The 16,676-nt window shown below is 31.8% G+C and carries 17 protein-coding genes and 2 tRNA genes; 16 read left to right on the top strand and 3 right to left on the bottom strand.

Annotated elements, in window-relative coordinates:
- Positions 1 to 59: 59 nt before the first annotated feature.
- The 8 genes from B5D41_RS01220 to B5D41_RS01185 all read left to right on the top strand — a co-directional run bounded on the left by B5D41_RS01220 (position 60) and on the right by B5D41_RS01185 (position 9,870).
- The gene (locus tag B5D41_RS01220) at positions 60 to 2,249 is read left to right on the top strand and encodes an FtsK/SpoIIIE family DNA translocase (protein WP_234983861.1); all 2,190 of its coding nucleotides are present in this window, start codon (positions 60 to 62) and stop codon (positions 2,247 to 2,249) included.
- Positions 2,250 to 2,283: 34 nt separating this feature from the next.
- Positions 2,284 to 2,961: a methyl-accepting chemotaxis protein gene (locus B5D41_RS01215; protein ID WP_078808772.1), complete on the top strand. Its 678-nt coding sequence runs from the start codon at positions 2,284 to 2,286 to the stop codon at positions 2,959 to 2,961.
- A 238-nt stretch (positions 2,962 to 3,199) separates the two neighbouring features.
- The gene (locus B5D41_RS01210) at positions 3,200 to 3,937 is read left to right on the top strand and encodes a GntR family transcriptional regulator (protein ID WP_078808771.1); all 738 of its coding nucleotides are present in this window, start codon (positions 3,200 to 3,202) and stop codon (positions 3,935 to 3,937) included.
- Between the two features lie 89 nt (positions 3,938 to 4,026).
- Positions 4,027 to 5,184: a BMP family lipoprotein gene (locus B5D41_RS01205; protein ID WP_078808770.1), complete on the top strand. Its 1,158-nt coding sequence runs from the start codon at positions 4,027 to 4,029 to the stop codon at positions 5,182 to 5,184.
- Positions 5,185 to 5,349: 165 nt separating this feature from the next.
- Positions 5,350 to 6,870 (top strand): ABC transporter ATP-binding protein, encoded by a 1,521-nt coding sequence (locus tag B5D41_RS01200; RefSeq protein WP_078808769.1) that lies wholly within the window; start codon positions 5,350 to 5,352, stop codon positions 6,868 to 6,870.
- 18 nt (positions 6,871 to 6,888) lie between these two features.
- The gene (locus B5D41_RS01195) at positions 6,889 to 7,953 is read left to right on the top strand and encodes an ABC transporter permease (protein WP_078808768.1); all 1,065 of its coding nucleotides are present in this window, start codon (positions 6,889 to 6,891) and stop codon (positions 7,951 to 7,953) included.
- On the top strand, positions 7,953 to 8,840 hold the full coding sequence (locus B5D41_RS01190; protein ID WP_078808767.1) for an ABC transporter permease: 888 nt from the start codon (positions 7,953 to 7,955) through the stop codon (positions 8,838 to 8,840). The genes B5D41_RS01195 and B5D41_RS01190 overlap by 1 nt, the downstream gene beginning before the upstream one ends.
- A gap of 118 nt (positions 8,841 to 8,958) precedes the next feature.
- Positions 8,959 to 9,870 (top strand): LysM peptidoglycan-binding domain-containing protein, encoded by a 912-nt coding sequence (locus B5D41_RS01185; RefSeq protein WP_078808766.1) that lies wholly within the window; start codon positions 8,959 to 8,961, stop codon positions 9,868 to 9,870.
- A 46-nt stretch (positions 9,871 to 9,916) separates the two neighbouring features.
- Here the strand turns inward: B5D41_RS01185 and B5D41_RS01180 are convergent, their stop codons facing one another.
- Complete coding sequence (locus B5D41_RS01180) at positions 9,917 to 10,129, bottom strand: DUF378 domain-containing protein (protein ID WP_078808765.1); 213 nt, start codon at positions 10,127 to 10,129, stop codon at positions 9,917 to 9,919.
- A 234-nt stretch (positions 10,130 to 10,363) separates the two neighbouring features.
- Between B5D41_RS01180 and B5D41_RS01175 the strand changes: the two genes are divergently transcribed.
- The 5 genes from B5D41_RS01175 (at position 10,364) to B5D41_RS01155 (ending at position 14,470) form a co-directional block, all read left to right on the top strand.
- Complete coding sequence (locus B5D41_RS01175) at positions 10,364 to 11,188, top strand: sigma-70 family RNA polymerase sigma factor (protein WP_078808764.1); 825 nt, start codon at positions 10,364 to 10,366, stop codon at positions 11,186 to 11,188.
- Positions 11,189 to 11,192: 4 nt separating this feature from the next.
- Entirely contained in the window at positions 11,193 to 11,732 is a 540-nt protein-coding gene (locus tag B5D41_RS01170; protein WP_078808763.1) for a Holliday junction resolvase RecU, read from the top strand.
- Positions 11,733 to 11,838: 106 nt separating this feature from the next.
- Positions 11,839 to 12,618: an undecaprenyl-diphosphate phosphatase gene (locus tag B5D41_RS01165; RefSeq protein ID WP_078808762.1), complete on the top strand. Its 780-nt coding sequence runs from the start codon at positions 11,839 to 11,841 to the stop codon at positions 12,616 to 12,618.
- Between the two features lie 186 nt (positions 12,619 to 12,804).
- Positions 12,805 to 13,620 (top strand): helix-turn-helix domain-containing protein, encoded by an 816-nt coding sequence (locus tag B5D41_RS01160; RefSeq protein WP_078808761.1) that lies wholly within the window; start codon positions 12,805 to 12,807, stop codon positions 13,618 to 13,620.
- Positions 13,621 to 13,738: 118 nt separating this feature from the next.
- Positions 13,739 to 14,470: a CPBP family intramembrane glutamic endopeptidase gene (locus B5D41_RS01155; protein ID WP_078808760.1), complete on the top strand. Its 732-nt coding sequence runs from the start codon at positions 13,739 to 13,741 to the stop codon at positions 14,468 to 14,470.
- 58 nt (positions 14,471 to 14,528) lie between these two features.
- Here B5D41_RS01155 and B5D41_RS01150 read toward each other — a convergent pair.
- Positions 14,529 to 14,605: transfer RNA gene (locus B5D41_RS01150), tRNA-Ile, on the bottom strand.
- 4 nt (positions 14,606 to 14,609) lie between these two features.
- Positions 14,610 to 14,686, bottom strand: a tRNA-Pro gene (locus tag B5D41_RS01145).
- 169 nt (positions 14,687 to 14,855) lie between these two features.
- On the opposite strand from B5D41_RS01145, the gene surE reads away from it, so the two are divergent.
- The 3 genes from surE to B5D41_RS01130 all read left to right on the top strand — a co-directional run bounded on the left by surE (position 14,856) and on the right by B5D41_RS01130 (position 16,566).
- The gene (gene surE, locus B5D41_RS01140) at positions 14,856 to 15,626 is read left to right on the top strand and encodes a 5'/3'-nucleotidase SurE (protein WP_078808759.1); all 771 of its coding nucleotides are present in this window, start codon (positions 14,856 to 14,858) and stop codon (positions 15,624 to 15,626) included.
- A gap of 77 nt (positions 15,627 to 15,703) precedes the next feature.
- The gene (locus tag B5D41_RS01135) at positions 15,704 to 16,093 is read left to right on the top strand and encodes a TIGR04086 family membrane protein (RefSeq protein ID WP_078808758.1); all 390 of its coding nucleotides are present in this window, start codon (positions 15,704 to 15,706) and stop codon (positions 16,091 to 16,093) included.
- Positions 16,094 to 16,098: 5 nt separating this feature from the next.
- Complete coding sequence (locus B5D41_RS01130) at positions 16,099 to 16,566, top strand: hypothetical protein (RefSeq protein WP_078808757.1); 468 nt, start codon at positions 16,099 to 16,101, stop codon at positions 16,564 to 16,566.
- Positions 16,567 to 16,676: the final 110 nt, after the last annotated feature.

Below are 16,676 nucleotides of genomic sequence, written 5' to 3'. Positions count from 1 at the left end.
TGCAGGATTATTTTAATTTAATATAGAATACAGGAGGTGAGGTGGTAAAATTGAAATCCGTGTTAATTAAAATATATAAAGAGAGAAATAATGAATTATTAGGAATATTTTTAATTGTATTAGCTATTATATTAGGGTTTAATTTTTATTTTGAAGTTGCAGGCTTAATAGGAGAGGTATTAACCACCGGATTTAAGCGTTTTATAGGAGATGGAGCATATATTTTACCTATGGTATTCTTATTATGGGGGATTGGTTTAATAAAATCAGAAGAATTTGAAATTACTGTTCGAGGAGTAGGTCTGTTTTTACTGGCTTTGGCAGGAGTTACAATGTTACATGTAAACGTTCAGCCAGGTACTGAATTTGAGATAGCTTTAAAAGGTAAAGGTGGCGGAATAATTGGTGCTGGAACTTTATACATATTGAGACAAGCTGTAGGACAAATTGGGGTTTATGTTATCTTAGGTGCTTTAAGTTTAGTTGGTTTTTTATTAATGACTAATTTGTTTTTAGTTACTATAATAAGAAATATAAAAGAGAAGATTATAAATTTCATAAGTACTTTAAAAGAAAAGTTACAGTTTAGCAAATTGAAGCAGAAATTAATAAAACGACAAGAAGATGTAGAAGATTTGGAAGAAGTAGATGAAGTTTTAATTGAGCCAGAAGAAGAAACTTCAGTTGATGATGAGCAGGACTCTAATCAATTATCCTCTTCATTGACTAATGATGAAGTAAAAGATGAAACAAGTGAGATAAATAAAACAAATGAAGAGAATATAGGGGAACCAGAATGTTCAGCTGATGAGATAGCAGTTGAGGATGCAGATGGATATACACTTCCGCCATTATCATTACTTCAATCTATTGAAGTAGTAGATAGTGCTGATGTTAATCAGGCTAACGCTAAATTATTAGAGGAGACTTTAAGTAGTTTTGGTGTACAAGCTAAAGTGGTAGATGTTAGCTATGGGCCGACAATTACACGTTATGAAATTCAACCGGCTCCAGGTGTTAAAGTAAGTAAGATATCTAATTTAGCTAATGATATTGCTCTTTCTTTAGCAGCAGCTGATGTTAGAATTGAAGCACCTATTCCTGGAAAGGCAGCCGTTGGTATTGAGGTGCCTAATCAAGAACAAGTTATGGTTCATTTACGAGAAATATTGGATACTAAAGAATTTAAGAACTCTAAATCTAAATTAAGTGTTGCCTTAGGTAAGGATATAGCAGGGAAACCAATAGTAGCTAATTTAGCACAGATGCCTCACTTATTAGTAGCAGGGGCTACTGGATCTGGTAAGAGTGTCTGTATTAATTCAATTATTAGTAGTCTGCTTTATAAAGGTAATCCTGATGATATTAAATTAATGCTCATTGACCCTAAGATGGTGGAATTATCTATATATAATAAGATACCTCATTTAATAGCTCCAGTAATAACTGATGCTAAAAAAGCCGCTACTGCACTTAAATGGATAGTAGAAGAGATGGAGAATCGTTATGAACTATTTGCTTCTAGTGGTGCTAAAGGGATTGAAAGTTATAATAGGCAATATTCAGATGAAGCTGATGAAAGACTGCCTTATGTGGTAGTGGTTATAGATGAATTGTCTGATTTAATGATGGTAGCAGCCAATCAAGTAGAGGATGCTATTTGCCGTTTAGCTCAAATGGCTAGAGCAGCAGGAATTCATTTAATCATAGCTACTCAGCGGCCTTCAGTAGATGTAATTACTGGATTAATTAAAGCTAATATACCTAGTAGAATTTCATTCGCGGTTTCCTCCCAGACAGATTCTCGGACTATTTTAGATACTGGAGGGGCTGAAAAATTATTAGGTAAAGGTGATATGTTATATTCACCAGTAGGTTCACAAAAATCAACTAGAATTCAAGGGGCATTCATTTCAGAGCAGGAAGTGAAGAATTTGGTTAAGTATGTAAAGGAACAAGATGATCCAGAATATGCCGAAAAGATTGCTGAAATTAAGAATAAAGATATTACTATAGACACAGAAGATAAAGATGAATTATATGAAAAAGCGGTACATTTAGTAGTAGATAAGAGAGCTTCCATATCTATGTTACAACGCAGATTACGGATTGGCTATACTAGAGCTGCTAGATTAATAGATACTATGGAAGAAGAAGGGATTGTAGGTGAACATCGAGGTAGTAAAGCTAGAGAAGTTTTGATTAGTGAAGAAGATTTAGAGGATATATTTGATTCAGGAGTAGAATAATTATATCTAATAGTAGTAATAGGAGGATAGATAAATGAGTTTAGAAAAAGTAAGAATAGGGATTATTGGTGGCGGCACTGGAGGCGAAGAATTACTAAAAATATTTTTATCTATGGATTCTATTAAAGTTAATTGTATAGCAGATATAGATGTAGATGCACCAGCAATCTTATTAGCTAAAGAAGAAGGGGTTAAGACTACTACTGAAATTATGGATGTGATTAAAGCAAGAGAGATTGATTTAATCATAGAAGTTACGGGTTCTAAAGAAGTTTTAGCCATCATTGAAGAGAATAAGAGATCAGAAGTAAATGTAATTACAGGTAATGCTTCTTTCTTACTCTTTAATATTATCCAAGAATATAAACGTTCTCAACAGGAACTATTGGAAACTGTAACCAATCATTTAGTAGAAGTACATGATAATATTGGAGAAAATTCACGAGATGTCAATAAATCAGTAATGGAGATTGAAAAAGTGACCAGTGATTTAAATATGTTAGCGATTAATGCTTCAATTGAAGCTGCGCATGCTGGAGAATCAGGAAAAGGTTTTTCAGTAGTTGCTGGTGCTGTAAAAGATTTAGCCAATAAGTCTAGTAATTTAGTACAAAATATAGAAGAAGTAAATCAGAATATTATAAATCTAAATGAGAAGATAACAGATGCAGTGGCTGACCTTCGTACTCAAAATTTAGATTTATCAGAGTGATTTTAAGTTGAAATTAGATTGATGATAGTAAGTCTGCAATTCTCACTATTCTTTATGTTATAGACATTACTTGACATTTAAAATTAGGTTTGGTATTATAATGGTAGTTGTTAGATGTTAGACGTCTAGCAGTTAACTTAAATTGTTTGAAAATTGGTTTAAATCAAAATTACTTATAGACTTTAAAAAAAGATAGAGCTTGAATTAGGTGTTAAATAAGTAGCTAGGAGGATAGAAAATGAGTCTAATCAGACAGGATTCTAGACCATTATATATATTAGTTAAAAATAAGCTTGAAGAATTGATAGCAGATGGCATATATCAACCAGGTGATCAATTGCCTTCTGAATCCAAGCTTGCTGAAGAATTTGGAGTGAGCAGGGCTACTTTGAGAGAAGGATTGAGAGTACTAGAAGAAGGTAAAGTTAATAGGAAGCATGGTGTAGGGACATTTATTAAAGAAGATTCATTATGGTTTGAAGGTGGCATTGAAGAATTATCTAGTTTAACTGAAATGATAGAGGACTTAGGTTTAAATGCCGGGACTACTTGTTTAGATAGTGAAGATATAAAAGCAAATGGTGAATTAGCAAAAAGGTTTGATACCAAAGAAGGTAGTTTGCTATTAAATATTCAAAGAATTAGGACTGCCGATGAGGAGCCAGTTGCTTATTGTAATGATTATTTATTAAAAGAAGTATTAACAGATATGGTCGATCATGAGGATTTGTATGGTTCTATTTTTGAATTGTTACAAGATAAATGTGGTATATTTATTACTCATGCTGTTTCCGATGTTATTCCAATTACTATTGACCATGAAGTAAATAAGATTTTAGGAATTAGTGATGATAGAGTTCCTTTGTTACTTTTAAAGCAGATGCATTATGATGCTGAAGATAGGCCAATACTATATTCAGAGAGTTATTTTAGAAGTGATAAGTTTAGATTTCACGTAGTAAGGAAACGAAGTTAATAGGGGGTGAATATGACTTAAAATTGATAAAAGATTAACCTACTTACTTAATTTGTGAATTAATAAAATTCTAACTAGGAGGTAATTTAATGTTTAAATTTAAGCGAAGCACTGCATTATTAGTAACTATTTTAATGTTAGGAATTATAGTAGCTGGTTGTGCTGGTGGGGGTAATCAAACTGAAGAAGGTGTACCAAATGAGCAAGGGGAAAACTTCAAAGTAGGTATTGTTTTATCGAGCGGAGGTAAAGGTGATAAGTCCTTTAATGACTCAGCTATTCGTGGATTAGAGAGAGCTAAGAAAGAATTCGATATTGAATATAAATATATAGAGCCGAAAGAGGTTTCAGCAGCAGAAAAAGGATTAAGATTTTTAGCACAAAATGGTTATGATTTAGTAATTGGTGTTGGATTTATGCAAAAGGATGCAGTAGATAAGGTTTCTAAGGAATTTAAGGATACTAAATTTGCTTTAATTGATGATGTTGTCAAACGTGATAATGTAGCTTCTTTAACTTTTAAAGAGCATGAGGGTTCATTTTTAGCAGGAGCTTTATCTGCTTTATTAACTACTCATGAAGAAGTTAAAGGGATTAATAATGAAGAAGTGGTAGGATTTTTAGGCGGAATGAATATGCCATTAATTCATAAGTTTGAGTTAGGTTATACGTCCGGAGTAGAGTATATAAATAAGCAAGAAGGAACTAATGTAAAGGTGAAGATTGCTTATGCTGGAACTTCTCCATCAGCGTTTAATAACCCAGCTAAAGGAAAAGAAATTGCACTATCTCAATATGACAATGGTGCAGATATTATTTATCATGCTTCTGGTGGTACTGGCGGTGGATTATTTAAAGCTGCTGCTAAAACAGGTAATTATGCTATTGGAGTTGATTCAGACCAAGATTGGGTGCAGCCTGGCTTTGTTTTAACTAGTATGTTAAAGCAAGTAGATAATGCTGTATATCAAACAGTTAAAGCTGTTAAGAATGATAATTTCCAAGCAGGAGTTCAGGAGTTTGGTTTAGAAGAGGAAGGTGTAGGTTTAACACCATTAACTGGGGTAGGTCCTACAGTTAAATCAGCTCAGAAGTTAGGAGATATTACTAAAGAAGATGTAGAAGATATCAAGAAAATGAAGAATAGAATTCCAGAAGATATTAAAGAAAGAATCATGGATATTAGAAAGAAGATTATCTCTGGTGAAATCGAGGTACCTAATTATTTAAAGCAAAGTCAAGAGTAAGATCTATATCTATATAAGATAACTTTAGTAGGCAAAGTAGTTATTAGGGGAATTCCCCTAATAACTACTTTATTCATTAGTAATTATTTATTTGGGTATCATTGTTATTAATACTTAATATTCACAAATTGATAATTTATATTAATAATGAAGGGGGTAATTTAGTTGAATAAAATCCTGGAGATGAGGAATATTACTAAGCGTTTTCCAGGAGTTATAGCCAATGATCAAGTTAATTTAGATCTGTGCCAAGGAGAAATTCATGCTTTAATCGGTGAAAATGGAGCTGGGAAATCAACTTTAATGAGTGTTCTCTTTGGTATGTATACTCCTGAGGAAGGTAAAATTTTTTATAGAGGAGAAGAATTGGATATAGATGATCCTCAAGATGCCATTGAACGTGGTATTGGAATGGTACATCAACACTTTATGTTGGTACCGACGTTAACAGTAGCTGAAAATATAGTATTGGGTTCTGAACCAACTAAAGGTTTAAGAATCAATATCAAAGAAGCTATTAAAGAGGTTGATGAATTATCAGATAAATTTGGCTTAGAGGTTGATGCTACTGCTAAAATTAAGGATATACCAGTAGGTATGCAGCAACGGGTGGAAATTTTAAAAGCATTATATCGAGGTGCTGAAATATTAATTCTAGATGAACCAACTGCTGTATTGACTCCTCAAGAAGTAGAAGGATTATATAAAATTATGAATTCATTAACAAAGCAAGGTAAATCAATTATATTTATTACCCATAAATTGAAAGAAGTTTTAACAGTTTCAGATCGTATTACAGTTTTAAGAAAAGGAAAGTCAATAGGAACAGTTGATACAGAAGAGGCTACACAAGAAAGTTTAGCTAAAATGATGGTAGGTAGAGAAGTATTATTAGAAGTAGAGAAAGAAGAGGTTGATTTAGGAGAAGTAGTAGTAGATGTTAATGATCTATCTGTTACTAATGAAAAGAATATATCGGCTTTAGATTCGGTTTCGTTTCAGATTCACTCAGGTGAAATTCTAGGAATAGCAGGAGTGGAAGGAAATGGTCAAACAGAATTAGTTGAAGTCTTAAGTGGATTAAGAGAGGCAATTAGTGGAGATTATACTGTACATGAAAAAAGTCTTTACAATGAATCTGCTAGAAATATTCAAGAGGCTAAAGTTGCTCATATTCCTGAGGATAGACATAAACATGGTTTAGTATTAGATTACACTGTTGAAGATAATCTAGTGTTAGGATATTACTATCGTAAGCCATTTGCTAAAGGGATCAATTTAGATTTTAATGAATTAAATAAACATGCCAAACATTTAATTCCAGAATATGATATTCGCCCTAGAAATAAAGAAGCTTTGGTTCGTTCTTTATCTGGAGGAAATCAACAAAAAATTATTGTTGCCAGAGAATTATATTTAGATCCAGAATTTTTAATTGCTTCTCAACCTACTAGAGGAGTTGATGTTGGAGCGATTGAATTCATTCATCGGAGAATCCTTAAACAACGAGCTCAAGGAAAAGCTATTTTACTAGTTTCGGCAGAACTACCGGAAGTAATGTCATTAAGTGATCGAATTGCAGTTATGTATGAGGGAGAAATTGTAGAAATTGTTGATGCTGATGAAGCTACTGAGGAAAAGTTAGGTATCTTAATGGCTGGAGGAAGTCTAGAAGAAGTAAATTAAGCGATAGGAGGTACTACAATGGGGCTAGATAAGATTGATTTTAAATCACTTGCTATTGAACTTTTGATTCCAGTTTTAGCAATTATCTTTTCATTTATTATTGGGGCAGTGATCGTATTAGCTTTTGGATATGATCCTGTTGCCACATATTCTGCACTTTTGCAAGGTGCTTTTGGAAATTTAAACAGATTTGCTGACACATTATTATCTGCTACACCATTGATTTTGACTGGGTTATCAGTCGCATTTGCTTTTAGATGTGGAATATTTAATATTGGCGGAGAAGGTCAATTGTTAGTAGGGGGGATAGCAGCAGCATGGGTTGGTACATTTAAAGGGTTACCTTTAATACTACATTTACCTTTAGCTATTACTGCAGCAGTTGTAGCTGGAGCCTTATGGATTGCAGTTCCAGCAGTTTTAAAGGCTTTTTTAGGTGTTCATGAAGTAATTACGACAATTATGATGAATTATATATCTTATGCTTTAGTAGCATATATAAGTTTAAAAGTGTTAGCGAATCCTGGTCAGATTAAGACGCCTCCAATTGAATCAAGTGCATACTTATGGCGTTTCTCTAATATTTTGAATATTAGATCTTATTTGAATTTAGGTTTTATAATAGTTTTAATCGTATTATTATTTATCTATTATTTATTATGGAAGACAACTATTGGATATGAAATTAGGGCGGTAGGGATTAATCCTGATGCCGCTGAATACGGCGGTATTAGTGCTCCAAAAAATATTGTTTTAGCTATGTTAATCAGTGGTGGTTTGGCTGGTTTAGGAGGAGCAGAACGGGCATTAGGATTATATCACTATTATATTCAAGGTTTTTCACCAGGTTATGGTTTTACGGGAATTGCTGTTGCTTTATTAGGTAGAAATCATCCAGCAGGAATCTTATTAGCTGGTATTCTATTTGGGGCTTTAGCTAATGGACGAACCTTTATGAATATGTCTGCCGGAGTGCCGATTGATCTAGTAACTATTATTCAGTCCATTATTATCTTCTTTGTAGCAGCTGATGCTTTCTTTAGAAAGTTTATTCCTAATAAAAGTAAAGGAGGTGTAGCATAATGGATATTTTATCAGAAATATTTAATTTAAAAACCTTAGCTTCAACTCTAAGAATGGCTACACCTCTAATGATAGCTGCTGTAGGAGGACTCTATTCTGAGCGTGCCGGAATTATTAATATTGCACTAGAAGGATTAATGTTAGCAGGAGCCTTTGTAGCGGTAGTTGTTAGTTATTTTACAGGAAGTCCTTGGTTAGGAATTATAGGTGCATTAATTTTTGGCGGGTTATTTTCTATGATTCATGCTATAGTTAGTATTAAATATCATGCTGATCAAGTTGTTAGTGGGGTAGCTATTAATATGTTAGCTACTGGAGGAACTGTTTTTCTATTAAATATTATATTTAATACTTCTGGTACTTCTGATGGAGTCCAAGCATTGCCCTATTGGGGCCCATTTAAACCAACAGTTTATTTAGGTTTAGGAGTTGTTGCTATAGCTCATTATATTTTATTTTATACTCCTTTTGGCTTACGAGTAAGATCAGTAGGTGAGCATCCTCATGCTGCTGATTCTGTTGGGATTGATGTAGAAAAACTTAGATATATCTGTGTAGGAATCAGTGGAGTATTAGCTGGTCTAGCAGGCGCTCATCTTTCTTTAGGTGTATTGGATAGTTTTCGAGAAGGAATGACAGCTGGACGAGGATTTATAGCTTTAGCAGCCATGATTTTTGGTAAATGGACACCATTTGGGGCATTAGGAGCTAGCTTATTGTTTGGATTTGCTCAAGCAGTACAGATTCGCTTACAAGGGATGGGTATTCCTACTGAATTTATACAGATGATTCCATATATCTTTACTATTATTGCTTTAGCTGGAGTTATTGGAAAAGCAACTCCACCGGCAGCTGTTGGTGAACCATTTGAAAAAGGAAAACGATAAATTCTTAAAGACCTTCAAATATTTGAAGGTCTTTTTTTATTTTATGATTCACAGATTGTACTTTAGTGCATAAACATATCATAAAGTGTAGAAATGAAATGTGAAAGGAGGAAAAAGCATGGATGGTTTGTTAACAGCTAGAGAGATTTTAAGTAGAGAGAAAGCATTGCTGACTTTATATAGAGAATTAAATAATCAAGTTACTGATCCAGATTTAAATGATATGGTTGATCGATTAATGGAATGTCAAATGAATCAAATTGATATGTTAAATGAATTGATTGATGACTTAGGGGAAGCTCCTGCTCCAGATATTAGATATGCCCAACATGTTGTGCAGCCAGGTGAAACCCTGTTCGTACTTGCTCAAAAATATAATACTACAGTGCGAACTTTATTAAGGTTAAATCCGGATATTGAAGATCCAGATGAGATTCAAGCTGGTATGGTAATTAATTTACCAATTCTTTTACCACCACCACCTGATTGTTTCAATGAGTATACAGTAAGCCAAGGAGATACTTTATTTGAAATAGCTCAAGAATTTGATACAACTGTTAGTCAGCTAGTCTTCTTTAATAGTATTAGCAATCCTGATTTAATATTCCCAGGACGAAGATTAATTGTACCATGTCCAGATGAGGATGGAGATGAGAATGGTGTAGGTGGACTAGATTTTAAAACTGTGGCAATAGATAATGAGATTAATTATAGAGCAAGATTAGATGAAAGATTTTTTGCTGTCAGTACTAGATTCCAATTACGAAGAATATTAGAACGATTTGATATTAGAGTTCCAAGTGGAATAGATTTTAATGAAGAAATAGTAATTGGAGCTATAGAATATAATATTGTAGATATGTCTTTAGAAGATAACATGATTACAGTAGAAGTTGAACGAAAGGCTAGAGGATATCATTTGGTTACAGTACCAAAAGATCAATTTGTAGAAGAAGGATTTTATAGTGCATACTTTGTAAACACTAATGGGAGAAGGTTAGACCGTGATAGAGTAGAAATTGAATTTTAATTGACTTTAATGAAAAGCGACTACCATGATGGTAGTCGCTTTTGCCTTATTCTTCTTCGGTAACAGTTTGGTCATTAAATAAAAAGAGTATGGAATAAAGTCCTGCTAATCCAACTAAGGAATAGACTGCTCTACTAAGTGCTGAAGCTTGACCACCAAATAAAGCAGCTACTAGATCATATTGAAATAATCCAATAGATCCCCAATTTAAGGCGCCAACAATTATTAGAATAAGTGCTAGTTTATTTAAAGTATCCAAGTTATATCAACTCCTTTATGTTTAAACTTTATTTATGAGTTAGTCTGTAACATGATGGATAATAATATGTAATTTATTATAATTAATTTTTGGTAAGAAAATTATAATAATTTATTTAACTTCATCAATTAGGCAGGAATGATAGGGGGTTTTAAAGAAGGATAACATGGTAACTGTATAAAATAATAAAATTAAATTTAAGAGCTAAGATTATTAGTTTAGGAGGGAAATACGATTAATTCTATTAATCAATACTATAAAGATATCTCTCATGATATTTTGTCAAAAAAGGAAGAAATTTCATTAGCTAAAAGAGCCCAAAAAGGTGATTCAGAAGCTAAGGATAAACTTATAGAACATAATTTGCGTTTAGTAGTAAGTATAGCTAATAAATACCAAGGAAAAGGTTTAGATTTACAAGATTTAGTACAGGAGGGGAATATAGGTTTAATTACAGCTGTAGAGAAATTTGATCCTGATAAAGGGTATCGGTTTAGTACTTATGCTTCCTGGTGGATTAAGCAAAGGGTGACTAGAGCTATAGCTAATCAAGGTAAGACAATTAGGATACCGGTTCATGTTTGGCAGAAGACAAATAAAATATTTAAGACTAAAGGAAAATTACAAAATGAGTTAGGAAGAGAGCCTACTGCTGAGGATATAGCTAATGAGACAGATATATCATTAGAAAAAGTAAAAGAGGTATTACAGATAGTAACTGATCAAAATTTAACTTCTTTGAATCAATTAGTAGGTGATGATGATAGCACGGAATTAGGAGAATTAGTACCTAGTAATGGTGCAGATGACCCTGTAGAAGGAACTAGCAGGCAGTTATTAAGAGAAGATTTAGAAGAACTATTAACTCAACTATCAGATAGAGAAGCTGAAGTAATTAGACTTCGATTTGGTTTAAGAGATAGTAGACCAAGAACTTTAAAAGAAGTTGGCGAGGAATTTGGAGTAACTCGTGAAAGAATTAGACAAATTCAATTAAAAGCATTAAATAGATTAAAACATCCTACTCGTATTAAGCAATTAAAAGGCTATTTGGGGTGATATAGTGGTCAAATATAATAGGAGTTATGCTAACCGTGGTAAACAGTTAGAAATTGAATTAGAAACTACTAACCAATATTATAATTCACAAGGGATAGCGAAAATCCAAAAGATACCGATTCCTATTAAAGTACTTAATGTTAATTCACAAAGTGGCAAGATTACTAGTGCTTTTTATGAAAAAAAGTCAACAGTGGATTATATAGGTACTTATCAAGGTAGGACTATAGTTTTTGATGCTAAAGGGACTAATGTTGATACTAGATTTGATTTGAAGAATATTAAACAACATCAGTATAGATATCTAAAGGATCAATATGAATGTGGTGCTATTGCCTTTTTATTGATTAGGTTCAAAGGGTTAGATGAAGCATATTATCTACCCTTTGAATTATTAGATAAGTATATGGTTCATCAACGCCAAGGCGGAAGAAAGAGTATTCCGTATGATGAGATAGCTAAAGAAAAGTACAAGTTAGTTCCTACAGGATTAGCTTTATTAGATTATATAAGTATTATAGATAAGGTTATAATAGAGAATTAATTTGCAGATAGGAAGATTTTAAAGAGAGTAATTAAAAATTTATATTTAACGTAGAATAATAAAGAATAGATAGTAAAATTTTTAGGGTTAAGGAAGTGACAAATTAATGTCTACATTAGAAAGTATTATTTTGGGGATAGTACAAGGAATAACTGAATTCTTGCCTATTAGTAGTTCAGGACACCTAGTCATTTTCCAAAGATTACTGGGACTTAAAGAACCACAGTTAATTTATAATGTATTCTTACATTTTGGAACCTTAATTGCAGTTTTAATCTTTTATTGGAAGGATATTAAAAGATTACTAAGCTTAGATCCTAAGCATAATAAAGAACGTTTTTTAATTATTATGGCTTCAATTCCTACTGCTATAATAGGTTTTGGTTTAAAAGATATCTTTGAGAGCTTATTTGGTTCTATTTTGGCTGTGGGAGTTGCTTTAGTAGTAACCGGATTATTACTTTGGTTAGTTGAAAATTTAGATATAAAGTTTAATAAAAGCATTTTAGATTTAAGTTGGTTTCATGTTATATTGATAGGCATTGCGCAAGGGATGGCAATTACTCCTGGGGTTTCTCGGTCAGGTTCTACAATTGTAGCTGGACTTTTGTTAGGATTAGGCAGGAAAGAGGCAGCTCGATTTTCTTTTTTAATTTTTATTCCAGCAGTATTAGGTGCGACTTTATTAGAAACTTTAGATGTTATTCAAGCTGGAGTTATAGGAATAAATACTGTAGCTTTGTTTACGGGAATGATTATTTCTACAATAGTTGGATATTTATCTATTAAATTTTTATTGAAACTTTTAGAGAATGAGAATTTGAATTATTTTGCTTATTATGTCTGGGGAATAGGAGTCTTAATCTTGATTTTAAACTTTAATTAGATATTTAACATTATTCATATTAAATATTTGTTAAATATAGAGGAATTATCTTCTTTACATTGAAAAATAATATAATAGAGAGATTAAGTATAAGGGATTACTTCATATATAGATAGTAAAGTTAATTGGTTACTAAGAGGGGGAACTGGGAAAAATGGTAATTTAATAAAGGAAGGAGTAACCTAGATGAAAGAAATAGGCCAAAAGATTAAGGAGGCTCGTTTAGCAAAGGAAATCGATATAGAAGAAGTTCAGCAGGAAACAAAAGTTCGTAGTAAATATCTTAAAGCAATTGAAGAAGGGAATTTTAATATCATCCCCCAAGAAGTTTTTCTTAAAGGTTTTTTACGTGTGTATGCTAATCATGTCGGTCTTGATGGTAGTCAAATTTTAAAAGACTATAATCATTTAAAAGCTTTACAAAAGAAGGAATTAGATAAATTAAATGAGGAAGAAAATCAAAAAATCTCTTTAATGGAAAAGGTACAGAATAGAGTGAAGAACAATTGGACAAGGGTAGTAACTGCAACAGCAATTACAGTATTAGTCTTACTTATAGTTTTCGGTTTATATCGTAGTAGAGCTTTAGTTAAACTAGCTAAAGAAGTTCGGAAAATAAATGAAAATCCAGTAAAGAAAGAAAAACTAGTATTAAATGAAGAAGATGTAAAAGTAAAGAAGGATAAAATTAGTTCTGCTCAAAAAGAGACAAATAGTAATGAAACAAACCAGATTAATCAATCACAATCATTGGCTCAAAAATTAAATGTTACTATTGAAGCATTAGAATCATCTTGGGTTAAAGTAGTTATAGATGGGAAAGTAGTTTGTGAAAAAATATTGAATAGTGGCGAGAAGAAGAGTTGGCATGCTGATCAGAGAATGAAAGTTTTGACTGCTAATGCTGCAGGTGTTAAGGTTATTTCTAATGGTAAAATATTTGGTCCTTTTGGTCAACAAGGTGAAGTGATAGAGAAAGAATTTAAATTAAATTCTGAATAGTTTTTTAAATTTAAAAAATCAGATTTAATTATGGATATATTTAGAATTAGCCTAAATATATCCTTTTGTTTTTCATATATTTTGTTTTTCATATATTATGATAGGAAGTGAAGTATAGATGGATAGGAACCAAGCAGAACCTATTAATGTTATTTGGAATGGGCAAGATATTATATTTATGATTTTAGTTACTTTAAGTATTACTATTAGTTGTGGTTTTTTATTAAATTTATTATTAGATTATTTAGCTACAATTTATCCTAATTTGATGCTTTATAAATCAATTTTACTTAATCTATTGCAATTTGTCACTATGTTAGCATTAAGTTGGTATATTATTTCCTTTAAATATAATCTATCTTTAAAATCTTTTGGATTTAGATTAATACCTTTAGATAGAATATTAGGTTTAGGAATAATAGGAGGGGTATTAATTTGTCTAATCGTTATATTAACTAATTTTGGTTTGCAAAGATTAGTTGAGGAGTTATTAAATATTAATATGCCACCACAATCGATAATATCTAAGTTAACTAATAGTCAAAATGAATTTGTCTTTTTAACATATGTTTTATTGATAGTAATAATTGCACCAATTACTGAAGAAATCTTCTTTAGAGGGATATTATACCAGTATTTGAAAGATAGGTTAGGAGTTATTAATGGAGCATTATTAGCTTCTGGTATATTTGGAATAGCTCATCTGAATTTATGGACTTTTCTAGCTACTGCCTTAGGTGGATTAGGGTTAATTATTATTTATGAAATTAGTCAATCTTTATATACAAATATTATTGCTCATGCTACCTGGAATTTAATAATAGTTATGATTATTTATTTAGTGTGGTAAATTAGAAAAGAGCCTTATATATTATAGGCTCTAAGTTATTATCATGTATTTAAAGAAATGGTGGACCCACTAGGATTCGAACCTAGGACTACTCGGTTATGAGCCGAGTGCTCTGACCAACTGAGCTATGGGTCCACAATGGTCGGAGCGAAAGGATTTGAACCTTCGACCCCCTGGTCCCAAACCAGGTGCGCTACCAGGCTGCGCCACGCTCCGAAAAGTATACTATTTTCTGTTGCGACAATGAATAGTATAACTTATATCATTTCAGATGTCAATCTTAAATAATTGTTATAAAGTAGAATTACATTAATTAAACTAGTTTACACTAACTAATGCTTAAAATACAGCATGGATATAGAAAAAGATAAAGGGGAGAGAAAAAATGAAAATCTTGGTTACTAATGATGATGGAATTTATTCAGATGGTATTCAGTATTTAGTTAAAGCTTTGGAAAAAGAAAATAAGCATGAAATAATAGTCGTAGCACCAGATAGAGAACAGAGTGCTACTGGTCATGCTATTACTTTGCATCGACCATTAAGAGTTAAGGAAATGAATTTTGAGGATATTGATTCAAAAACTTTAGCTGTTGACGGAACGCCTGCAGACTGTGTGAAATTAGGAGTAGAAGCTATTTTAGATGAGAAGCCAGATATTGTTGTTTCGGGAATTAATCGTGGGCCTAATTTAGGATGTGATGTTTTATATTCCGGTACTGTTTCAGCTGGTTTTGAGGGGTTGTTATTAGGTATTCCTTCTATAGCGGTTTCTTTAGCTACCTATGAAGATTGGAACTTTACTTACGCTGCTGAATTTATTAGTGGTTTAGTACAAAATCTTAATCAAAAAGATTTAAGTTCAGAAGTATTGTTAAATATTAATATACCTTCTTTAGATAAAGATGAATTAAAAGGTGTCAAGATTACTAAATTAGGAAATAGAAGTTATACTAATATGTTTGATGAAAGGTTTGACCCTCGAGGAGAGGTATATTATTGGCTAGCAGGTGATATTGTAGAGGAAGGCAATGACGAAGGTACCGATGTAACTGCTATTAATCAAAAACAAATATCTATTACACCTGTTCGACTTAATTTAACAGATTTTAAAGAAATTAAAGCTTTAAATGAGAAAGAATTAGAACTTTTTTAGATAAAGTTGAATAAAATAAACATAAATCTTCCTCTTATGAATAGTTTATAATAAAATATTCTATAGGAGGTTTTTTTATGGCTAAAGATCGTAATGCTAATGAAACATCGTTAAAAGTGCAAAGTGTATCAAGGGGAATATTGATTAGTTTAGGCCTTTTATTGTCAGGAAGTATTTTAATTGGTCTCATAATAACTTTCGCTAACTTTGATAAAATTGTAGTTCAAAGAATATTGATTATCTTTAACTATATTTCTATTTTAGTTGGTTCTTTTTTAACTGGTGGTGAAGTTAAGAAGAAAGGATGGTTAAATGGTAGCTTAGTTGGACTTAGTCATATGGCAGTTATATTTATTATTAGTACTTTTTGGGTAGAGAATTTATCAGCCGTAGGAGTTGGAGGTATGTTGGCTATTGGAACAGTAACTGGGTTTATTGGTGGAATGTTAGGAATTAATCTTCAGTAAACGAGGTGATTAAGATAAGTAATCATAAAGAAAATATTGATTTACGAGGAAAGAATTCAAAAGAAATTAGTGAGGTACTTAATATAGAATTCAAGAGGATATATAGTAATGATGAATTCGTATCTGTAGATGTAGGAGGAATTAATTGGCTACCAGCGATTTTAAGCTTTGCTCTTGGAACTATTACCAGTGGTTTTTTAAAAGAGATTGGCAAAGAGATTTGGAGTAAATTTAAAGGTTTATTTATTGATTCTAAAAAGAAAAAATCAGAAATTCCTAAATTTGAATTTGAATTTGAATATCAAGGAATAGAGATTATTGCTGAGATAGAAAGTGTTGATCCATCGGAATTGAAGGCTGCACTTAATAGATTAGAAGATATTTTAAATTTAATATCTGAAGAAGAAGAAAATATTAATCAGCTAGAATTAAGGTTAGATTTAGAAGAAGGTACTTGGAAGAGTAAAAAGTAATAATAAAATCATTTATTTTCTTTTCTGCATTAAACTACCTTTATTATTTAGATAATAAGTGGATAGTCTAAAGATAAGCTTTGAAGTTTAATGTGGAAAGGGAGGTAGAT

Source organism: Selenihalanaerobacter shriftii (assembly GCF_900167185.1).
Taxonomy (GTDB): Bacteria; Bacillota; Halanaerobiia; order Halobacteroidales; family Acetohalobiaceae; genus Selenihalanaerobacter; species Selenihalanaerobacter shriftii.
The sequence above is the reverse complement of the archived record's forward strand: the minus strand, read 5'-3'. Positions and strand labels throughout refer to the sequence as shown.